At 61.4% G+C, this 18,723-nt stretch carries 17 protein-coding genes; 14 read left to right on the top strand and 3 right to left on the bottom strand.

The window, feature by feature from the left end:
- Nucleotides 1-182 precede the first annotated feature (182 nt).
- From aat to infA, 3 genes are all read left to right on the top strand, one after another.
- Nucleotides 183-863 carry a leucyl/phenylalanyl-tRNA--protein transferase gene (aat, locus tag LOY45_RS09555; protein ID WP_233674853.1) on the top strand — a complete coding sequence of 227 codons (681 nt, stop codon included), beginning with the start codon at nucleotides 183-185 and terminating at the stop codon, nucleotides 861-863.
- Nucleotides 864-920: 57 nt separating this feature from the next.
- Entirely contained in the window at nucleotides 921-1,628 is a 708-nt protein-coding gene (locus tag LOY45_RS09550; protein ID WP_115087849.1) for an arginyltransferase, read from the top strand.
- A gap of 104 nt (nucleotides 1,629-1,732) precedes the next feature.
- Complete coding sequence (infA, locus tag LOY45_RS09545; protein WP_002553999.1) at nucleotides 1,733-1,951, top strand: translation initiation factor IF-1; 219 nt, start codon at nucleotides 1,733-1,735, stop codon at nucleotides 1,949-1,951.
- A 155-nt stretch (nucleotides 1,952-2,106) separates the two neighbouring features.
- Here infA and clpA read toward each other — a convergent pair whose 3' ends face one another.
- Together clpA and clpS are read right to left on the bottom strand one after the other, a co-directional pair.
- A complete protein-coding gene (gene clpA / locus LOY45_RS09540; protein ID WP_115087757.1) occupies nucleotides 2,107-4,377 on the bottom strand; it encodes an ATP-dependent Clp protease ATP-binding subunit ClpA in 2,271 nt (756 codons plus the stop codon).
- Between the two features lie 30 nt (nucleotides 4,378-4,407).
- Complete coding sequence (gene clpS / locus LOY45_RS09535) at nucleotides 4,408-4,770, bottom strand: ATP-dependent Clp protease adapter ClpS (RefSeq protein WP_009400967.1); 363 nt, start codon at nucleotides 4,768-4,770, stop codon at nucleotides 4,408-4,410.
- Nucleotides 4,771-4,995: 225 nt separating this feature from the next.
- Here clpS and cspD point away from each other — a divergent pair, with 225 nt between their 5' ends.
- On the top strand, nucleotides 4,996-5,250 hold the full coding sequence (cspD, locus tag LOY45_RS09530; protein WP_134063333.1) for a cold shock domain-containing protein CspD: 255 nt from the start codon (nucleotides 4,996-4,998) through the stop codon (nucleotides 5,248-5,250).
- Between the two features lie 63 nt (nucleotides 5,251-5,313).
- Here cspD and icd read toward each other — a convergent pair whose 3' ends face one another.
- Nucleotides 5,314-6,570: an NADP-dependent isocitrate dehydrogenase gene (gene icd, locus LOY45_RS09525; protein ID WP_123567421.1), complete on the bottom strand. Its 1,257-nt coding sequence runs from the start codon at nucleotides 6,568-6,570 to the stop codon at nucleotides 5,314-5,316.
- 414 nt (nucleotides 6,571-6,984) lie between these two features.
- On the opposite strand from icd, the gene LOY45_RS09520 reads away from it, so the two are divergent.
- From LOY45_RS09520 to LOY45_RS09475, 10 genes are all read left to right on the top strand, one after another.
- Nucleotides 6,985-9,210 carry an NADP-dependent isocitrate dehydrogenase gene (locus LOY45_RS09520; protein ID WP_115087760.1) on the top strand — a complete coding sequence of 742 codons (2,226 nt, stop codon included), beginning with the start codon at nucleotides 6,985-6,987 and terminating at the stop codon, nucleotides 9,208-9,210.
- A 171-nt stretch (nucleotides 9,211-9,381) separates the two neighbouring features.
- Nucleotides 9,382-9,822, top strand: a complete 441-nt coding sequence (locus LOY45_RS09515) for an NUDIX hydrolase (RefSeq protein WP_134063337.1) — start codon at nucleotides 9,382-9,384, stop codon at nucleotides 9,820-9,822.
- Between the two features lie 70 nt (nucleotides 9,823-9,892).
- Nucleotides 9,893-11,017, top strand: coding sequence for a tRNA 2-thiouridine(34) synthase MnmA (gene mnmA, locus LOY45_RS09510; protein ID WP_010226758.1), 1,125 nt, complete (start codon nucleotides 9,893-9,895; stop codon nucleotides 11,015-11,017).
- Entirely contained in the window at nucleotides 11,014-11,634 is a 621-nt protein-coding gene (hflD, locus tag LOY45_RS09505; protein WP_045201395.1) for a high frequency lysogenization protein HflD, read from the top strand. Before mnmA ends, hflD begins: the two co-directional genes overlap by 4 nt.
- A gap of 191 nt (nucleotides 11,635-11,825) precedes the next feature.
- Complete coding sequence (gene purB, locus LOY45_RS09500; protein WP_115087762.1) at nucleotides 11,826-13,196, top strand: adenylosuccinate lyase; 1,371 nt, start codon at nucleotides 11,826-11,828, stop codon at nucleotides 13,194-13,196.
- Nucleotides 13,197-13,278: 82 nt separating this feature from the next.
- Complete coding sequence (locus LOY45_RS09495) at nucleotides 13,279-14,445, top strand: ribosomal protein uL16 3-hydroxylase (protein WP_115087763.1); 1,167 nt, start codon at nucleotides 13,279-13,281, stop codon at nucleotides 14,443-14,445.
- Nucleotides 14,438-14,872 (top strand): GNAT family N-acetyltransferase, encoded by a 435-nt coding sequence (locus tag LOY45_RS09490; RefSeq protein WP_115087764.1) that lies wholly within the window; start codon nucleotides 14,438-14,440, stop codon nucleotides 14,870-14,872. Before LOY45_RS09495 ends, LOY45_RS09490 begins: the two co-directional genes overlap by 8 nt.
- A 190-nt stretch (nucleotides 14,873-15,062) precedes the next feature.
- Nucleotides 15,063-15,797 carry a secretin N-terminal domain-containing protein gene (locus LOY45_RS09485; protein ID WP_258579013.1) on the top strand — a complete coding sequence of 245 codons (735 nt, stop codon included), beginning with the start codon at nucleotides 15,063-15,065 and terminating at the stop codon, nucleotides 15,795-15,797.
- 489 nt (nucleotides 15,798-16,286) lie between these two features.
- Nucleotides 16,287-17,612: an isocitrate lyase gene (gene aceA / locus LOY45_RS09480; RefSeq protein WP_115087766.1), complete on the top strand. Its 1,326-nt coding sequence runs from the start codon at nucleotides 16,287-16,289 to the stop codon at nucleotides 17,610-17,612.
- Between the two features lie 247 nt (nucleotides 17,613-17,859).
- The gene (locus LOY45_RS09475; RefSeq protein WP_115087767.1) at nucleotides 17,860-18,522 is read left to right on the top strand and encodes a lysoplasmalogenase; all 663 of its coding nucleotides are present in this window, start codon (nucleotides 17,860-17,862) and stop codon (nucleotides 18,520-18,522) included.
- The last annotated feature ends 201 nt before the right edge of the window (nucleotides 18,523-18,723 follow it).

Here is an 18,723-nt window from a genome sequence, read left to right as displayed (position 1 = left end):
TACAGCAATTTGAGCACGCATTTTCTTTTGTGACAAAGGCTTATGCGGTGTTTTTGTGCAAGTGTGACAACAAAGGGTCATGCAAGTTGCCTGCAGGCACCACGCCTGTAGGAGCGGGCTTGTCCCGCGAGGCTTTTTCAGGCCATGCTGGGTGCCCTCCCCTCTTCCATCACTGGACCACGATGCTGACCTGGTTGAGCCGCGACACCCTCACCTTTCCGCCGCTGGACAAAGCCCTGCGCGACCCCAACGGCCTGCTCGCCGCCGGCGGCGACCTGAGCGCCGAACGCCTGGTGCAGGCCTATCGCCACGGCTGCTTCCCCTGGTACCAGGACGGCCAGCCGATCCTCTGGTGGTCGCCCGACCCGCGTACCGTGCTGTTTCCCGACGAATTGCACGTGTCGCGCTCGCTGCGCAAGCTCATCCGCCAGGGTCACTACCAGGTCAGCTTCGACCAGGACTTTGCCGCTGTCATCAACGCCTGCGCCGCCCCCCGCGACTACGCCGACGGCACCTGGATCACCGACAGCATGCAGGCGGCCTACCTGAAACTGCACCAGCAGGGCTTTGCCCATTCGGTCGAGGTGCGCCGCGACGGTGAACTGGTGGGCGGGCTGTACGGCCTGGCCATGGGCCGGCTGTTTTTCGGCGAGTCGATGTTCAGCCGCGCCGACAATGCCTCCAAGGTCGGCTTCGTGGCCCTGGTCGAGCATCTGCAACAGGCAGGATTTGTCCTGATTGACTGCCAGATGCCTACCGACCACCTGCACAGCCTCGGCGCCCGCGCCATCGCCCGGGCCACTTTTGCCGACTACCTTCAGCGTTATCTCGACCAGCCCAGCAGCGCCAGCTGGGTTTGCTAGGCGAGTTTTTCCAGCTGGCTTACACTTAAAACAAAAGCACCTCCCGAGGGGTTGATCATGACAGAGCTGGCGCGGTTGAAGTTTTATGCCACTCAACCCCATTCCTGCAGCTACCTGCCAGACGAACAAGCCACCACGCTGTTTCTCGACCCGAGCCAGCCGATGGATGTCAACGTTTACGCAGACCTGTCGGAAATGGGCTTCCGGCGCAGCGGCGACCATCTGTATCGCCCGCATTGCCAGAACTGCAACGCCTGCGTGCCGGCGCGGATCCCGGCTGCACGCTTTCTGCCCAACCGCCAGCAAAAACGCATCCTCAAGCGCAATGCCGACCTCACCGTCAACGCTGGCCGCCCGGCATTCAAAGAGGAATATTTCGAGCTTTACCGGCGCTACATCGAGCAGCGCCATGCCGATGGCGACATGTACCCCCCCAGCCGTGACCAGTTTTCCACCTTCCTGGTCCGCGACCTGCCATTTTCGCGCTTTTACGAGTTCCGCCTGGAAGACCGCCTGCTCGCCGTGGCGGTCACCGACCTGCTGCCCAACGGCCTCTCGGCGGTATACACCTTCTACGAGCCGGACGAAGAACGGCGCAGCCTGGGCCGCTTCGCCATCCTCTGGCAGATCACCGAAGCCCTGCGCCTGGGCCTGGACGCGGTCTACCTCGGCTACTGGATCAAAAACTGCAAAAAGATGAACTACAAGACCCAGTACCGCCCCATCGAGCTGTTGATCAATCAGCGTTGGGTGACGTTGAACTGAAATCATTGGCTTGAGGCCCATTTTTCGGGCACAATGCACGCCACTTTTTTTGCCTGGCGCAGCTGTGCACCGGGCCATTAACTGGACACCGAGGGCTTTACTGCATGTCGAAAGAAGACAGCTTCGAAATGGAAGGCACTGTCGTCGACACCCTGCCCAACACCATGTTCCGTGTGGAGTTGGAAAATGGGCACGTCGTTACCGCGCACATCTCCGGAAAGATGCGCAAGAACTACATTCGTATTCTGACCGGTGACAAGGTCCGCGTCGAACTGACGCCCTACGACCTGAGCAAGGGGCGCATCACCTACCGCGCCCGCTAAGCGACACCAACGAAAACGCCCGGCTAAATGCCGGGCGTTTTTGTTGGCTCTGGAAAAGCATCGCTGGCAAGTCGGGTCGCCGCACCGCAGCTCCCACAGGGATTGTGTGAGAGCCGGCTTGCCAGCGATGGGCTGCATAGCAGCCCCAGCCTGCCTTACGCCATCTCAGCCGTGGTCTCGAAGTCGAACACCAGTTCGCCATCGCGGATGTCGATGTGCACCACACCGCCATGCTCGGCCAGCTCGCCGAACAGGATCTCCTCGGCCAACGGCCGCTTGATCTTGTCCTGGATCAGCCGCGCCATTGGCCGCGCGCCCATCTGCGCATCGTAGCCACCGGCCGCCAGCCAACTGCGCGCCGCATCGCTTACCTCCAGCAACACGCGCTTGTCTTCCAGTTGCGCCTGCAGCTCGATGAGGAACTTGTCCACCACGCTCTTGATCGTCTCGTGGCTGAGGCGGCCAAACTGGATGATGGTGTCCAGGCGGTTGCGGAACTCCGGCGTGAAGCTCTTCTTGATCACTTCCATTGCATCGGAGGAATGATCTTGCTGGGTGAAGCCGATCGAGGCCCGCGCAGCGGTTTCAGCACCGGCGTTGGTGGTCATGATGACGATGACGTTACGGAAGTCCGCCTTGCGCCCGTTGTTGTCGGTCAGGGTACCGTGGTCCATCACCTGCAGCAGCAGGTTGAAGACTTCCGGGTGGGCCTTCTCGATCTCGTCGAGCAGCAACACGCAGTGCGGCTGCTTGGTAATGGCTTCGGTGAGCAGGCCGCCCTGGTCGAAACCGACGTAGCCCGGAGGCGCACCGATCAGACGCGAAACGGTATGCCGCTCCATGTACTCGGACATGTCGAAGCGTACCAGCTCGACACCCAGGGCCTTGGCCAGCTGCCGCGCCGCTTCGGTTTTACCCACCCCGGTAGGGCCGGCAAACAGGAACGAACCGACAGGCTTGTCCGGCGCCTTGAGGCCGGCACGGGACAGCTTGATGGCGGTCGCCAGCGAATCGATCGCCGCATCCTGACCGAACACCGTGAGCTTGAGGTCGCGCTCCAGGTTACGCAGCAGCTCCTTGTCGGAACTGGTCACGTGTTTTGGCGGAATCCGCGCGATTTTGGCGACGATGTCCTCGACTTGCGGCACGTCGATACGCTTGACCCGCTTTTCCACCGGCTGCAGGCGCTGGTAGGCACCCGCCTCGTCGATCACATCGATGGCCTTGTCGGGCATGTGCCGGTCATTGATGTAGCGCGCTGCAAGCTCGGCAGCGGCGCGCAGGGCCTCATCGCTGTACTCGATGTTGTGGTGGCTCTCGAACCGCCCCTTGAGCCCGCGCAGGATGCCCACGGTGTCTTCCACCGATGGCTCGCTGACATCGACCTTCTGGAAGCGCCGCGCCAGGGCCCGGTCTTTTTCGAAGATGCCGCGAAATTCCTGAAAGGTGGTCGAACCGATGCAACGGATATCACCCGAAGACAGCAGCGGCTTGAGCAGGTTGGAGGCGTCCATTACCCCACCGGAAGCCGCACCGGCACCGATGATGGTGTGGATCTCGTCGATGAACAGGATCGCTTGCGGACGTTTGCGCAGCTCGTTGAGCAGCGCCTTGAAGCGCTTCTCGAAGTCACCGCGGTACTTGGTACCGGCCAGCAAGGCGCCCAGGTCCAGGGAGTAGACCACGCTGTGGGCCAGCAGGTCCGGCACCTGGCCGTCGACGATACGCTTGGCCAGGCCTTCGGCGATGGCGGTTTTACCGACACCGGCCTCACCGACCAGCAGCGGGTTGTTCTTGCGCCGACGGGCGAGGATCTGCGCCACGCGCTCGACTTCGAGCTCGCGACCGACCAGCGGATCGATGCGCCCCTGACGGGCCTGTTCGTTGAGGTTGCTGGCATAGGCATCCAGAGGATTGCCCGAGGATGACGTTTCACCGCCTTCCTCGTCCTGCATGTCCTGCTCGCCCTCGGAGTGTTCACCATGGCCAGGCACCTTGGAGATGCCGTGGGCGATGTAGTTGACCACGTCGATGCGGGCCACGCTCTGCTGTTTAAGCAGGAACACGGCCTGGCTTTCCTGTTCGCTGAAAATCGCAACCAGCACGTTGGCACCGGTGACTTCACGCTTGCCCGAGCTCTGGACATGGAAGACTGCGCGCTGCAGTACACGCTGGAAGCCCAGGGTTGGCTGGGTTTCGCGGTCCTCGTCGTGCACGGGGATCAACGGCGTGGTGGAGTCGATGAACTCCTGCAGGTCGTGTTTGAGTTTGTCGAGGTTTGCGCCGCAGGCGCGCAGAACGGTCGCGGCGGCCTCATTATCCAATAGTGCCAGCAGCAGGTGCTCGACGGTCATGAACTCATGACGTTTCGAGCGTGCCTCCTTGAAGGCCAGATTGAGGGTGACTTCGAGCTCGCGGTTTAACATAGCTTCACCTCATACCCAAGTGGCCGGCGATTAACCGTCCTTCTCGATTTCACAGAGTAGCGGATGCTGGCTTTCCCTTGCGTATTGGTTGACCTGCATGGCCTTGGTCTCGGCGATGTCACGGGTAAACAATCCGCACACTGCCCGTCCTTCTGTGTGGACGGCCAGCATGACCTTGGTCGCCAGCTCGCGATTCAGGTTAAAAAACACCTCGAGCACTTCGACGACGAAATCCATCGGTGTGTAGTCATCGTTAAACAAAACCACCTTGTACATGGGTGGCGCCTGCAGGGCCGGTTTGGCCTCCTGTACCGCCAGGCCAGAACCATCGTCCTCATGCGATTGCGGGCGATCCTGATTGAATGTTAGTCGAATCTGGCTATGTGCATGCATGGAAAGAATTTCATCATTTCGACAGGTTGGTTTATGGGTTGACCGCACAGGCGACGCGGGACAGCCGTCACCTCACCTTGACTATCGGCAAAACGGTGTTACAACCAATAAGAACCCACCGTGGTCGATAAAGATCCGCGCAGTCAACCAGAATTTTCGCAGGTTCATATGCGGATGGAGTGGATGATACTCCAGTGATGGAGTCCTTTGCAGAGGGATATGAGGATGGCAAGCGGTAAAGTCAAGTGGTTCAACAACGCCAAGGGCTATGGCTTCATCAATGAAGACGGGAAAACAGAGGATCTGTTCGCACACTACTCGGCTATCCAGATGGAAGGTTATAAAACCCTGAAAGCCGGACAATCCGTCAGCTTCGAGATCATCCAGGGCCCCAAAGGCTTGCATGCGGTCAAAATCGAGAATGCGACCGCACCAACCACAGCCTCCCCCACCCCCAGCCCGCAAACGACTGAAGCCTGAGCCGGCGATCAGACAAAAGAAAACCGGCCAGCCCGCAAGGACTGGCCGGTTTTCTTGTGCCGCTTACATGTGCTTGATCAAGGCATCACCGAAACCGGAGCTGCTGACCAGAGTCGCGCCGTCCATCAGGCGCTCGAAGTCGTAGGTCACGGTCTTGGCGGCGATGGCGCCGTTGGTGCCCTTGATGATCAGGTCGGCCGCCTCGGTCCAGCCCAGGTGACGCAGCATCATCTCGGCCGAGAGAATTACCGAACCCGGGTTGACCTGGTCCTTGCCGGCGTACTTCGGCGCGGTACCGTGGGTGGCCTCGAACATCGCCACGGTGTCGGACAGGTTGGCGCCCGGGGCAATACCGATGCCGCCGACTTCCGCCGCCAGGGCGTCGGACAGGTAGTCACCGTTGAGGTTGAGGGTGGCGATCACGTCGTATTCGGCCGGGCGCAGCAGGATCTGCTGGAGCATGGCGTCGGCGATGGCGTCCTTGACGATGACTTCACGGCCGGTTTTCGGGTTCTTGAACTTCATCCATGGGCCGCCATCGAGCAGCTCGGCGCCGAATTCGTTCTTGGCCACTTCGTAGCCCCAGTCCTTGAAGGCACCTTCGGTGAACTTCATGATATTGCCCTTGTGCACGATGGTCAGCGACTTGCGGTCGTTGTCCACCACATACTGCAGGGCCTTGCGCACCAGGCGCTGGGTGCCTTCCTTGGAGACCGGCTTGATGCCGATGCCGCAGTCCTGGTCGAAACGGATCTTGGTGACGCCCATTTCTTCTTTCAGGAACTTGATGACCTTGGTCGCTTCCGGCGAACCGGCCTTCCATTCGATGCCGGCATAAATGTCTTCGGAGTTTTCGCGGAAGATCACCATGTCGACGTCACCCGGCTTTTTCACCGGGCTTGGCACGCCCTGGAACCACACCACCGGGCGCAGGCAGACATACAGGTCCAGCTGCTGGCGCAGGGCAACGTTGAGGGAGCGGATACCACCACCGACCGGGGTGGTCAGCGGACCCTTGATGGAGACGACGTAGTCCTTCACCGCATCGAGGGTTTCCTGGGGCAACCAGGTGTCCTGGTCGTATACCTGGGTGGCTTTTTCACCGGCGTAGACTTCCATCCAGGAAATCTTGCGCTTGCCCCCATAGGCTTTCTCTACAGCAGCATCAACCACTTTGATCATGACGGGACTGACGTCTACGCCAATGCCGTCGCCTTCGATGAACGGGATGATCGGATTATCAGGAACATTGAGAGAATGGTCCGCATTGACGGTGATTTTGTCGCCGACTGCCGGAACCTTGATTTTCTGGTATCCCATGCTGCACTCCGTTTTTTTTGGTGTGGTTCGTCATCTGGATCCCCTGAGCGTACCCCAGTTGAACGGCAACGGGAACCACGTGCGCAAATGCCCTGCGATAGGGCAGCAACGCCTACATCTTTGGTCTAAAAAAGCCCCTGCGACGGGTTGATCTTGATCAATACGACCAAGGCTTTGGTATACTCGCCCGGTGACCAAAGGGTCACTGGGGGCGAACCGTCTGAAACGAGACCTGCGGCCCCGACAAGACTGGGCTGTTACCGCAGTTCAGCCGTTTGACACTCGACTGATGCAATCCACCATCACCGCCCAGAATCTTCGACCTTCTGCTCATGGATGTGTCTGAGCGAAGCGCCTACCCTGCGCACCTCGAGATTCTGCGCACGCTCAGCAAAACAGAGAGTTAACCCGAATATGCCCACCCGATCCAAGATCATCTACACCTTCACCGACGAAGCCCCCGCCCTCGCCACCTATTCACTGCTCCCCGTCATCGAAGCCTTCACCGCTTGCGCCGACATCGCCGTAGAAACCCGGGACATCTCTCTGGCCGGCCGTATCCTTTCTGCCTTCCCTGAACAGCTCGGCGCCGACAAGCAAGTGGCCGACCATCTGGCAGAACTGGGCCAACTGGCAACCACACCAGAAGCCAACATCATCAAGCTGCCGAACATCAGCGCCTCGGTTCCGCAACTGAAGGCCGCGATCAAGGAACTGCAAGCCAAGGGCTTCAACATTCCTGATTACCCTGAAGCCGCCGCTACCGATACCGAGAAAGAAGCCAAGGCTCGCTACGACCGCATCAAGGGCAGCGCCGTGAACCCGGTCCTGCGTGAAGGCAACTCCGACCGTCGCGCCCCGCTGTCGGTCAAGAACTACGCACGCAAGCACCCGCACAAGATGGGCGCCTGGGCTGCCGACTCCAAGTCCCACGTGGCACACATGAGCCAGGGCGACTTCTACGGCAGCGAGAAAGCCGCGCTGATCGACGCCGATGACAGCCTGCGCATCGAACTGCTGGACAAGAACGGCAACACCACCGTTCTGAAAGAAAAAACCGCGGTCAAGGCCGGTGAAATCGTCGACTGCGCAGTCTTGAGCACCAAGGCGCTGCGCAAGTTCATCGCCGCCGAGATCGAAGATGCCAAAGCCAAGGGCGTGCTGCTGTCGGTGCACCTGAAAGCCACCATGATGAAGGTCTCCGACCCGATCATGTTCGGCCAGATCGTTGCCGAGTACTACCAGGACGCGCTGAACAAGCACGCCGCAGTACTGGAGCAGATCGGTTTCAACCTGAACAACGGTATCGGCGACCTGTACGCCCGTATCAAGGCGCTGCCGGCCGAGCAGCAGGCGCAGATCGAAGCGGACATCAAAGCCGTCTACGACGTCCGCCCGGCCCTGGCCATGGTCAACTCCGACAAGGGCATCACCAACCTGCACGTGCCGAGCGACGTCATCGTCGACGCTTCGATGCCGGCGATGATCCGTGACTCGGGCAAGATGTGGAACACCGAAGGCCAACTGCAAGACACCAAGGCCGTCATTCCGGATCGTTGCTACGCCACCATCTACCAGGCCGTCATCGAAGACTGCAAGCAACACGGCGCCTTCGATCCGACCACCATGGGCAGCGTGCCGAACGTTGGCCTGATGGCGCAGAAAGCCGAAGAGTACGGTTCCCACGACAAGACCTTCCAGGCCAAGGCCGACGGCGTGATCCGTGTGGTTGACGGCAAGGGCAACCTGCTGCTGTCCCAGGAAGTCGAAGCCGGCGACATCTTCCGCATGTGCCAGACCAAAGACGCACCGATCCAGGACTGGGTCAAACTGGCCGTCAACCGCGCCCGCGCCAGCAACACCCCGGCGCTGTTCTGGCTCGACCCTCAGCGTGCCCACGACGGCGTGCTGATCGAGAAGGTCCAGCAGTACCTGAAAGACCACGACACCGCTGGCCTGGACATCCGCGTCCTGTCGCCTGTCGAGGCCATGAAGGTTTCCCTGCAGCGCATCCGCGCCGGCCAGGACACCATCTCGGTTACCGGCAACGTACTGCGCGACTACCTGACCGACCTGTTCCCGATCATGGAGCTGGGCACCAGCGCCAAGATGCTGTCGATCGTGCCGCTGATGAACAACGGCGGCCTGTTCGAAACCGGCGCCGGCGGTTCGGCACCCAAGCACGTACAGCAGCTGGTTGAAGAGAACTTCCTGCGCTGGGACTCCCTGGGCGAGTTCCTGGCCCTGGCCGCTTCCCTGGAGCACCTGGGCACTGCCTACACCAACCCGAAAGCCAAGGTACTGGCGGCGACCCTGGACCAGGCCACCGGCCAGTTCCTGGACACCAACAAGTCCCCTGCGCGCAAGGTCGGCGGTATCGACAACCGTGGCAGCCACTTCTACCTGACCCTGTACTGGGCCCAGGCCCTGGCCGCCCAGAGCGACGACGCCGCCCTGCAAGCGCGTTTCGCGCCACTGGCAAAAGCCCTGGCCGAGCACGAAGCGACCATCGTCGCCGAGCTCAACGCCGTTCAGGGCAAGCCGGCTGACATCGGTGGTTACTACTACCCGGATGCCGAGCTGACCAGCAAAGTGATGCGCCCGAGCCAGACCTTCAACAGCGCGATTGCCGCACTGTAAGGTTCGCTTGACGTAACATCGAAAGCCCCGGCCACGCACCGGGGCTTTCGCTTTTCCGGACTACGGCAGTGCCCTATCGCTGGCAAGCCAGCTCCCACACGGTCAGCGGTGATCCTGTGGGAGCTGGCTTGCCAGCGATAGGGCCCGAGAAATCACCCAAGGATCCAGAACATGACCTGGCAACCCCACATCACCGTCGCCACCCTCATCGAAGACCAGGGCCGCTTCCTCATGGTCGAGGAGCTCAAGGCCGGCAAGCACGTATTCAACCAGCCCGCCGGCCACCTCGAGGCCAACGAAAGCCTGCTCGACGCCGCACTGCGCGAAACCCTCGAAGAAACCGCCTGGGAGGTCGAGCTGACCGGCCTGGTCGGCATCTACCTCTATACCGCCCCCAGCAATGGTGTGACCTACCAGCGCATCTGCTTCGCCGCGCGCCCGCTCAAGCACCATCCCGAGCGCGCCCTGGACAGCGACATCGTCCGTGCCGTGTGGCTGAGCCGCGAGGAGCTGCTGGCCGACCCCGAGCGCTGGCGCAGCGAGCTGGTACCGCGCTGCATCGACGACTACCTGGCCGGCCCGCTGCACAGCCTGGCGTTGATCCGCGACTGACAGCAACGATGCCTTGAAGGCCGCAGCCTGATAGAATCGTTGTCTTTTTCCAGATACACAGCCGGTACCTATGACCAGTCCAGCACTTTACGAACCCGAAAAGACACGCGTTATCGTCGGCATGTCCGGCGGCGTGGACTCTTCCGTCTCCGCCCTCCTGCTGATGGAGCAGGGCTACCAGGTGGAAGGCCTGTTCATGAAGAACTGGGAAGAGGACGACGGCACCGAATACTGCACCGCCCGCGAAGACCTGGCCGATGCCCAGGCCGTGTGCGACCGCATCGGCATCAAGCTGCACACCGCCAACTTCGCCGCCGAGTACTGGGACAACGTCTTCGAGCACTTCCTGGCCGAATACAAGGCCGGACGCACGCCGAACCCGGACATCCTCTGCAACCGCGAAATCAAGTTCAAGGCCTTCCTCGACTACGCCCTGATGCTCGGCGCCGACCTGATCGCCACCGGCCACTATGTGCGCCGCCGCGACACTGATGGCCGCACCGAACTGCTCAAGGGCCTGGACCCAAACAAGGACCAGAGCTACTTCCTGCACGCGGTCGGCGGCAAGGAAATCGCCCGCACGCTATTCCCGGTCGGCGAACTGGAAAAACCCGAAGTACGCGCCATCGCCGAAAAACACGGCCTGGCCACGGCGAAGAAGAAAGACTCCACCGGCATCTGCTTTATCGGCGAGCGCCGCTTCAGCGACTTCCTCAAGCAGTACCTGCCGGCGCAACCGGGCGAGATCCAGACCACCGACGGCGAAGTCATCGGTCGTCACCACGGCCTGATGTACCACACCATCGGCCAGCGCCAGGGCCTGGGCATCGGCGGCCTGAAAGACGCCGGTGACGAGCCGTGGTACGTACTGGAGAAAGACCTCACCCGCAACGTGCTGGTGGTCGGCCAGGGTAACGAACACCCGTGGCTGTTCTCGCGCGCCCTGCTGGCGTCGGAGATCTTCTGGGTCAACCCCATCGACCTGTCCAGCCCTCGACGCCTGACGGCCAAGGTGCGCTACCGCCAAAGCGATCAGGGCTGCACCCTGGAACAGACCGCAAGTGGCTACCGCGCGGTGTTCGACGAGCCACAGCGGGCGGTGACGCCAGGCCAGTCGGTGGTGTTCTATGACGGCGAAATCTGCCTCGGCGGCGGCGTGATCGAAACCGCCGAGCCGTGGAGCGCGCGCGCATGAATGCCATGCAAGAGCAGTTGATTGCCTTGGGTGGCGTGTTCCAGGCCGCGGTGCTGGTTGACCGTATCGCCCGCACCGGCCAGGCCAGCGAGGCCAACCTTGGCTGCATGCTCGGCAGCCTGCTGGTGCGCGACCCCAAGGACACCCTGGAGGTGTTCGGCGGCGACGACCTCAACCTGCGTGACGGCTACCGCGCCCTGGCCAGCGCCCTGGAACGCGACCCGGGCAGCCTGCAGCGCGAGCCGCTGCGCTATGCACTGTCGATGCTCGGCCTGGAGCGTCAGCTGGCCAAGCGCGGCGACATGCTCGATGTGATCGGCAACCGCCTGCCGCAAATCCAGTCCCAGGCCGAGCATTTCGGCCTGGTGCATGAAAACGTCATTGCTTCCAGCGGCGCCCTGTACCAGGACACCCTGAGCACCCTGCGCCAGCGCATCCAGGTACACGGCGACATGCGCCACCTGCAACAGCCGAGCAATGCCTCGAAGATTCGCGCCCTGCTGCTCGCCGGCATTCGCGCCGCGCGCCTGTGGCGACAGCTGGGCGGACATCGCTGGCAGCTGGTGATCAGCCGGCGCAAACTGCTCAAAGAGCTGTATCCGATGTTGCGTGGCTGAACGCCAATCGCCGGCAAGCCAGCTCCCACAGGGACGGCATGCACTGCACCTGTGGGAGCTGGCTTGCCAGCGATGAGGCCAGCAAAAATCTACAGATTTACCGGCAGACCATTTGTCAGCCACCCGACCCGGGCGCGTTTTTCATGTATGATATGCGCCCTTTTCAAAGCCTGACTGTCCGAGAACACCCCATGCAGCTTTCCTCGCTCACTGCGGTTTCCCCTGTTGACGGCCGCTACGCCGGCAAAACCCAGGCCCTGCGCCCTATTTTCAGCGAATACGGCCTGATCCGTTTCCGCGCCCTGGTCGAGGTTCGCTGGCTCCAGCGCCTGGCCGCCCACCCGCAGATCGCCGAGGTTCCGGCCTTTTCCGCCGAAGCCAACGCCCTGCTCAACGGCCTGGCCGATGAGTTCGCCCTCGAGCACGCCGAGCGCGTCAAAGAGATCGAGCGCACCACCAACCACGACGTCAAGGCCATCGAGTACCTGCTCAAGGAGCAGGCCGCCAAGCTGCCGGAGCTGGCCAAGGTCAGTGAATTCATCCACTTCGCCTGCACCAGCGAGGACATCAACAACCTGTCCCACGCCCTGATGCTGCGCGAAGGCCGCGATAGCGTGCTGCTGCCGCTGATGCGCCAGATCACCCAGGCCATCCGTGAGCTGGCCCACCGCTTCGCCGACGTGCCGATGCTGTCGCGCACCCACGGCCAACCGGCGTCGCCAACCACCCTGGGCAAAGAGCTGGCCAACGTCGTCTACCGCCTGGAGCGCCAGATCGCCCAGGTTGCCGCCGTACCGCTGCTGGGCAAGATCAACGGCGCCGTGGGCAACTACAACGCCCACCTGTCGGCCTACCCGCAGATCGACTGGGAAGCCAATGCCCGCGCCTTCATCGAAGACGAGCTGGGCCTGGTATTCAACCCCTACACCACCCAGATCGAGCCGCACGACTACATCGCCGAGCTGTTCGACGCGATCGCTCGCTTCAACACCATCCTGATCGACTTCGACCGCGACGTCTGGGGCTACATCTCCCTGGGCTACTTCAAGCAGCGCACCATCGCTGGCGAAATCGGCTCCTCGACCATGCCGCACAAGGTCAACCCGATCGACTTCGAAAACTCCGAAGGCAACCTGGGTATCGCCAACGCGCTGTTCCAGCACCTGGCCAGCAAGCTGCCGATCTCGCGCTGGCAGCGTGACCTGACCGACTCCACCGTGCTGCGCAACCTGGGCGTCGGTTTCGCCCACAGCGTGATCGCCTACGAGGCCAGCCTCAAGGGCATCAGCAAGCTCGAGATCAACGAAGCCCGTATCGCCGAAGACCTGGACGCCTGCTGGGAAGTCCTCGCCGAGCCGATCCAGACCGTCATGCGCCGCTACAACATCGAGAACCCCTACGAGAAGCTCAAGGAGCTGACCCGTGGCAAAGGCATCAGCCCTGAAGCGCTGCTGACCTTCATCGATGGCCTGGACATGCCGGCAGAAGCACGCACCGAGCTGAAGAAGCTGACTCCAGCCTCCTACATCGGTAACGCTGCGGCTCAAGCCAAACGCATCTGATCTGCGCCCTGCGCGTAAACGCCCGGCTCAGCCGGGCGTTTTTATTACCGAAAGAAAATTACTTTTTTTCAATAGGTTACACATGAATCCTGATACTCCTCTGCAGCTTCTGGGCGGCCTCACTGCCCGCGAATTCATGCGCGACTACTGGCAGAAGAAACCCCTGCTGGTACGCCAGGCCTTCCCGGACTTCGAAAGCCCGATCGACGCTGACGAACTGGCCGGCCTGGCCCTGGAAGAAGAAGTCGAATCGCGCCTGGTCATCGAGCACGGCGAACGCCCATGGGAACTGCGCCGCGGCCCGTTCGAAGAAGATGCCTTCAGCACCCTGCCCGAGCGCGACTGGACCCTGCTGGTGCAGGCGGTCGACCAGTTCGTGCCGGAAGTCGGCGAGCTGCTGGAGCACTTCCGCTTCCTGCCAAGCTGGCGTATCGACGATGTAATGATCAGCTTTGCAGCGCCTGGCGGCAGCGTTGGCCCGCACTTCGACAACTACGACGTGTTCCTGCTGCAAGGCCAGGGCAAGCGCAACTGGAAGATCGGCCAGATGTGCGACAGCGACAGCCCGCTGCTGGAGCACGCCGACCTGCGCATCCTGGCCGAATTCGAGCAAAGCGACGAGTGGACCCTGGAGCCCGGCGACATGCTTTACCTGCCGCCGCGCCTGGCCCACTACGGCATTGCCGAAGATGACTGCCTGACCTACTCGGTGGGCTTCCGTGCGCCGGGCGCCGCTGAAGTGCTGACCCATTTCACCGACTTCCTCAGCCAGTTCCTGCCCGACGAAGAGCGTTACACCGACGCCGACGCCGAGCCGGTCAGCGACCCGCACCAGATTCAGCACGACGCCCTCGACCGCCTGAAAAAGCTGCTCACCGAGCACATGGGTGACGAGCGCCTGCTGCTGACCTGGTTCGGCCAGTTCATGACCGAACCGCGTTACCCGGAGCTGGTCAGCGGCGAGACGCTGGATGAAGTCGAGCTGATCGAGAGCCTGGCCCAGGGCGCGATTCTGATCCGCAACCCGAGCGCGCGCCTGGCCTGGTCGGAAGTCGACGACAACCTGCTGCTGTTCGCCAGCGGCCAGAGCCGCCTGCTGCCGGGCGACCTGCGCGAACTGCTGAAGCTGATCTGCGCCGCCGATGCGTTGCATATTGAAAACCTTGAGCAGTGGCTTGAAAACGATCAAGGCATTACCTTGATCTGCGAACTGGTCAAACAAGGAAGCCTGGGGTTTGCCAATGAATAAGATCCGCGTCCGGCTCGCCGACTGGCAAAAAGACAACGCCGATATCCGCCGTATTCGTGAAGCCGTGTTCATCGCCGAACAGAACGTGCCGCCGGAGCTGGAATGGGATGCCGACGACAACACTGCCGTGCACTTCCTGGCCATGGAAGGTGACTATGCCATCGGCACCGCGCGCCTGCTGCCCGACGGCCATATCGGCCGGGTCTCGGTACTCAAGGACTGGCGCGGGCTGAAGGTCGGCGACGCGCTGATGCAGGCGGTCATCGTCGAAGCGCAGAACCGTGACCTCAAGCAGCAGATGCTCAGCGCCCAGGTGCACGCCACGCCATTCTACGAGCGCCTTGGTTTCAAGGTGGTCAGCGAGGAGTTCCTCGAGGCGGGCATTCCGCACGTGGACATGGTTCGCGAGTCGCGCGAACTGGCCTGATTGCGATTGGGGCAGCCTTGCAGCCCATCGCCGGCAAGGCCGACTCCCACAGGTTCGATGCCAACCTGATCCTTGTGGGAGCCGGCCTTGCCGGCGATGGGCTGCGAAGCAGTCCTCAGCCTGACAACCTCGCTCCCATAACTGCTACAAATTTGCCATCATGTCCACTCCACCCGCGGAGATCATGGACATGCCGCTACGCCCCCTTCTCACCTCCCTGCTTCTGTCGTTCAGCCTGAGTACGCTGGCCGCCACCGAAGTCCTGCCGCTGAGCCACCGCACCAGCGCTGAAATCCTCCCCACCGCGCAAGCCTTCATCGGCAAGGACGGCAGCGTCAGCGCCTTTGAAAACAAACTGATCGTCAACGCCGAGCCCGAACGCATCGACGACCTGCGCACCCTGCTGCAGCAACTGGACACCGCGCCGCGTAAACTGCTGATCAGCGTCGACAACAACGACAGCAACTTCCAGGACAACCGCGGCAATGCCCGGGTCATTCGCTACGGCACTGCCAACCGCGAAGGCGGCCTGCAACAGGTGCAAGCCAGCGAAGGCAGCCCGGCGCTGATCCAGGTCGGGCAGAGCATCCCGATCACCAGCACCAGTACCGATGGCTATGGCCGGGTGCAAAGTGACACCGAATACCGCAACGTCACCCAGGGCTTTTACGTCACCGCCAGCGTCACTGGCGACACCGTGCACCTGAACATCAGTACCAACAATGACCGGATGAGCCAGGAACGTCCTGATGTAGTGAAGGTGCAAAGTACCGACACAAAAGTCACCGGCAAGCTCGGTGAGTGGATCACCTTGGCAGGGGTCAACCAGCAGAGTCAGTCCGAACGCAGCGCTTCGGCCCTCAGTTACAGCACCCAGCGCGGTGAAAACATGACATTGCGGGTAAAAGTCGATGCTTTGGACTGAACCCAGACAAATCAAGGCCTCGACCAAAGGCCTCGAAACTGACTGATGAGTCGTATTAGACCAAAGATGTAGTGGTGATAAAAAACCACTACAAAACATTTGACGACCCCGAAACGTCGAGGCATGATGGCCCCGCTCCCGCTGATCAGAGGCCCTGGCAAGGGCTTTCGAGCCGCGCTCTAACTCACCCACCTGAGCCGGCTCGTGTCTGTACCGCCCACAAGGCAGTTTGACGAGATTGCGACTGGAACGAAGTTGTCCCGAGGGACGGAAGCGCATCAAAAGGTACCCGGCAGCACTGTTCATTGCAGTTCGGCAACCACGAGCCACCCTGCAGCGAAAACCTCGCCCACCTGCTCACTTCCCCTCTTCGAGCCCCATCGTTCGACCGTCGCATATTTCGCCCATACTGACCTTTGCCTGGCTTCTGATCTGCGCAGTAGAGAGCGAGAATTTTTACCCAAGACCGATGCGACGAGGTTTATTTCCATGGCACTGACACGCGAACAGCAAATTGCAGCCCTCGAAAAAGACTGGGCCGAGAACCCGCGCTGGAAAGGCGTGACCCGTACCTACACCGCCGCTGATGTCGTTCGTCTGCGTGGCTCGATCCAGCCTGAGCACACCCTGGCCCATCTGGGTGCCGAGAAGCTGTGGAAGCTGGTCACCCAGGGCGCACACCCGTCCTTCCGTCCAGAGAAAGATTTCGTCAACTGCATGGGCGCCCTGACCGGCGGCCAGGCCGTACAACAGGTCAAAGCCGGTATCCAGGCCATCTACCTGTCCGGCTGGCAAGTGGCTGCCGACAACAACTCGGCCGAGTCCATGTACCCAGACCAGTCGCTGTACCCGGTGGACTCGGTCCCAACCGTGGTCAAGCGCATCAACAACTCGTTCCGTCGCGCCGACCAGATCCAGTGGAAAGCCGGCAAGAACCCGGGCGACGAAGGCTACGTCGACTACTTCGCACCGATCGTGGCTGACGCTGAAGCCGGTTTCGGCGGCGTCCTCAACGCCTACGAGCTGATGAAGAACATGATCGAAGCAGGCGCCGCCGGCGTTCACTTCGAAGACCAGCTGGCCTCGGTGAAAAAATGCGGCCACATGGGCGGCAAGGTACTGGTTCCGACCCAGGAAGCCGTACAGAAGCTGACCGCTGCCCGTCTGGCGGCTGACGTTGCCGGCGTACCGACCATTATCCTGGCCCGTACCGACGCCAACGCCGCTGACCTTTTGACCAGCGACTGCGACCCGTACGACCAGCCATTCGTGATTGGCGAGCGCACCCAGGAAGGCTTCTACAAGGTTCGTGCAGGCCTGGATCAAGCCATCGCCCGCGGCCTGGCTTACGCGCCATACGCCGACCTGATCTGGTGTGAAACCGCCAAGCCGGACCTGGACGAAGCTCGCCGCTTTGCCGAAGCGATCAAGAAGGAATACCCGGACCAGATCCTGTCCTACAACTGCTCGCCTTCCTTCAACTGGAAGAAGAACCTGGACGACGCAACCATCGCCAAGTTCCAGCGCGAACTGTCGGCCATGGGCTACAAGCACCAGTTCATCACCCTGGCGGGTATCCACAACATGTGGCACGGCATGTTCAACCTGGCGCACGACTACGCCCGCAACGACATGACCGCCTACGTGAAGCTGCAAGAGCAAGAATTCGCTGACGCGTCGAAAGGCTACACCTTCGTCGCCCACCAGCAGGAAGTCGGTACCGGCTACTTCGACGACATGACCACTGTTATCCAGGGTGGCAAGTCTTCGGTGACCGCTCTGACCGGCTCGACCGAAGAAGAGCAGTTCCACTGATCACGGATCGGTTGCTGACATTCGGGTAACACGCAAAACCCGGGGCCTGTGATGGGGTCCCGGGTTTTGTTTTTTTATCAGGATGTGGTGGTGCCGCCATCGCTGGCAAGCCAGCTCCCACCGGGCACAGTGCATGCAGCACCTGTGGGAGCTGGCTTGCCAGCGATAGGCCCCCTGCAAATGCACAGGGCTTCCTTATTAATTGCCATTGGCTATGCTAGGTGCACAACAACACCAAGGATCGGCCATGCCCCGCCCCGTCACCCTGCTCTGCCTGGCCCTGCTGGGTGCAGCCTTCTATCTATATGCACTGGCCAGCGGCAACGCGCTGCTGGGCCTGGCGGTCAAACCGATCCCGGTGCTGGCGCTGATCTGCTGGCTGAGTAGCGCCGAGCCCACCGCCTACCGGCGCTGGATCATCATTGGCCTGGGCTTTTCCTTGCTCGGCGACATACTCCTGGCCGTGCCTGGCGATCTGTTCGTGTTTGGCCTGGCGGCCTTTCTCTGCGCGCACCTGGCCTACCTGCGCGGCTACCTGGGCGAGGACCGCCAACTGGCGCCCGCTGCACTGCTGGGCTCGGCGATTGTCGGTGCGGCGCTGCTGGGCCTGCTGATCAGTTCCGGCCTGGGTGAATTGCTGATTCCGGTCACCGTGTATGCCCTGGCCATCAGCGCCATGCTCTGGCGCGCCCTGGCCTGCGGCGGCCTCGCGGCACTGGGCGCGGTTGCTTTCGTGTTTTCCGACAGCCTGATCGGTATCGACCGCTTCGTCAGCCCGTTTGGCGCCGCCCAGTACCTGATCATCCTCGCCTACTGGCTGGGCCAGTGGGCCATCGCCGCCTCGGCCTACACCAGGCAATCGACAAAAGCCTTGATCCAGAGCGCGGCGAGGCAAGAAAAAACAGGTTAAAACACAGGGGGTGGAAACTTGCAGGTGACGGCTATGTTGCACAACTTTGTAGTTGACTCGAACAGTAGGACTAATCGCACAACCTCAAATGATATTAATTATCATTACGAAGTTGCTGATTCATTACGCGTTGCAAGAAACATAATTAACAGAACCCGGGGCAATGCCCGGTCTACGTGGCCTGCAGCCTGTTACGAAAGA

The organism is Pseudomonas wadenswilerensis, from assembly GCF_024749185.1.
Taxonomy (GTDB): Bacteria; Pseudomonadota; Gammaproteobacteria; order Pseudomonadales; family Pseudomonadaceae; genus Aquipseudomonas; species Aquipseudomonas wadenswilerensis.
The sequence above is the reverse complement of the archived record's forward strand: the minus strand, read 5'-3'. Positions and strand labels throughout refer to the sequence as shown.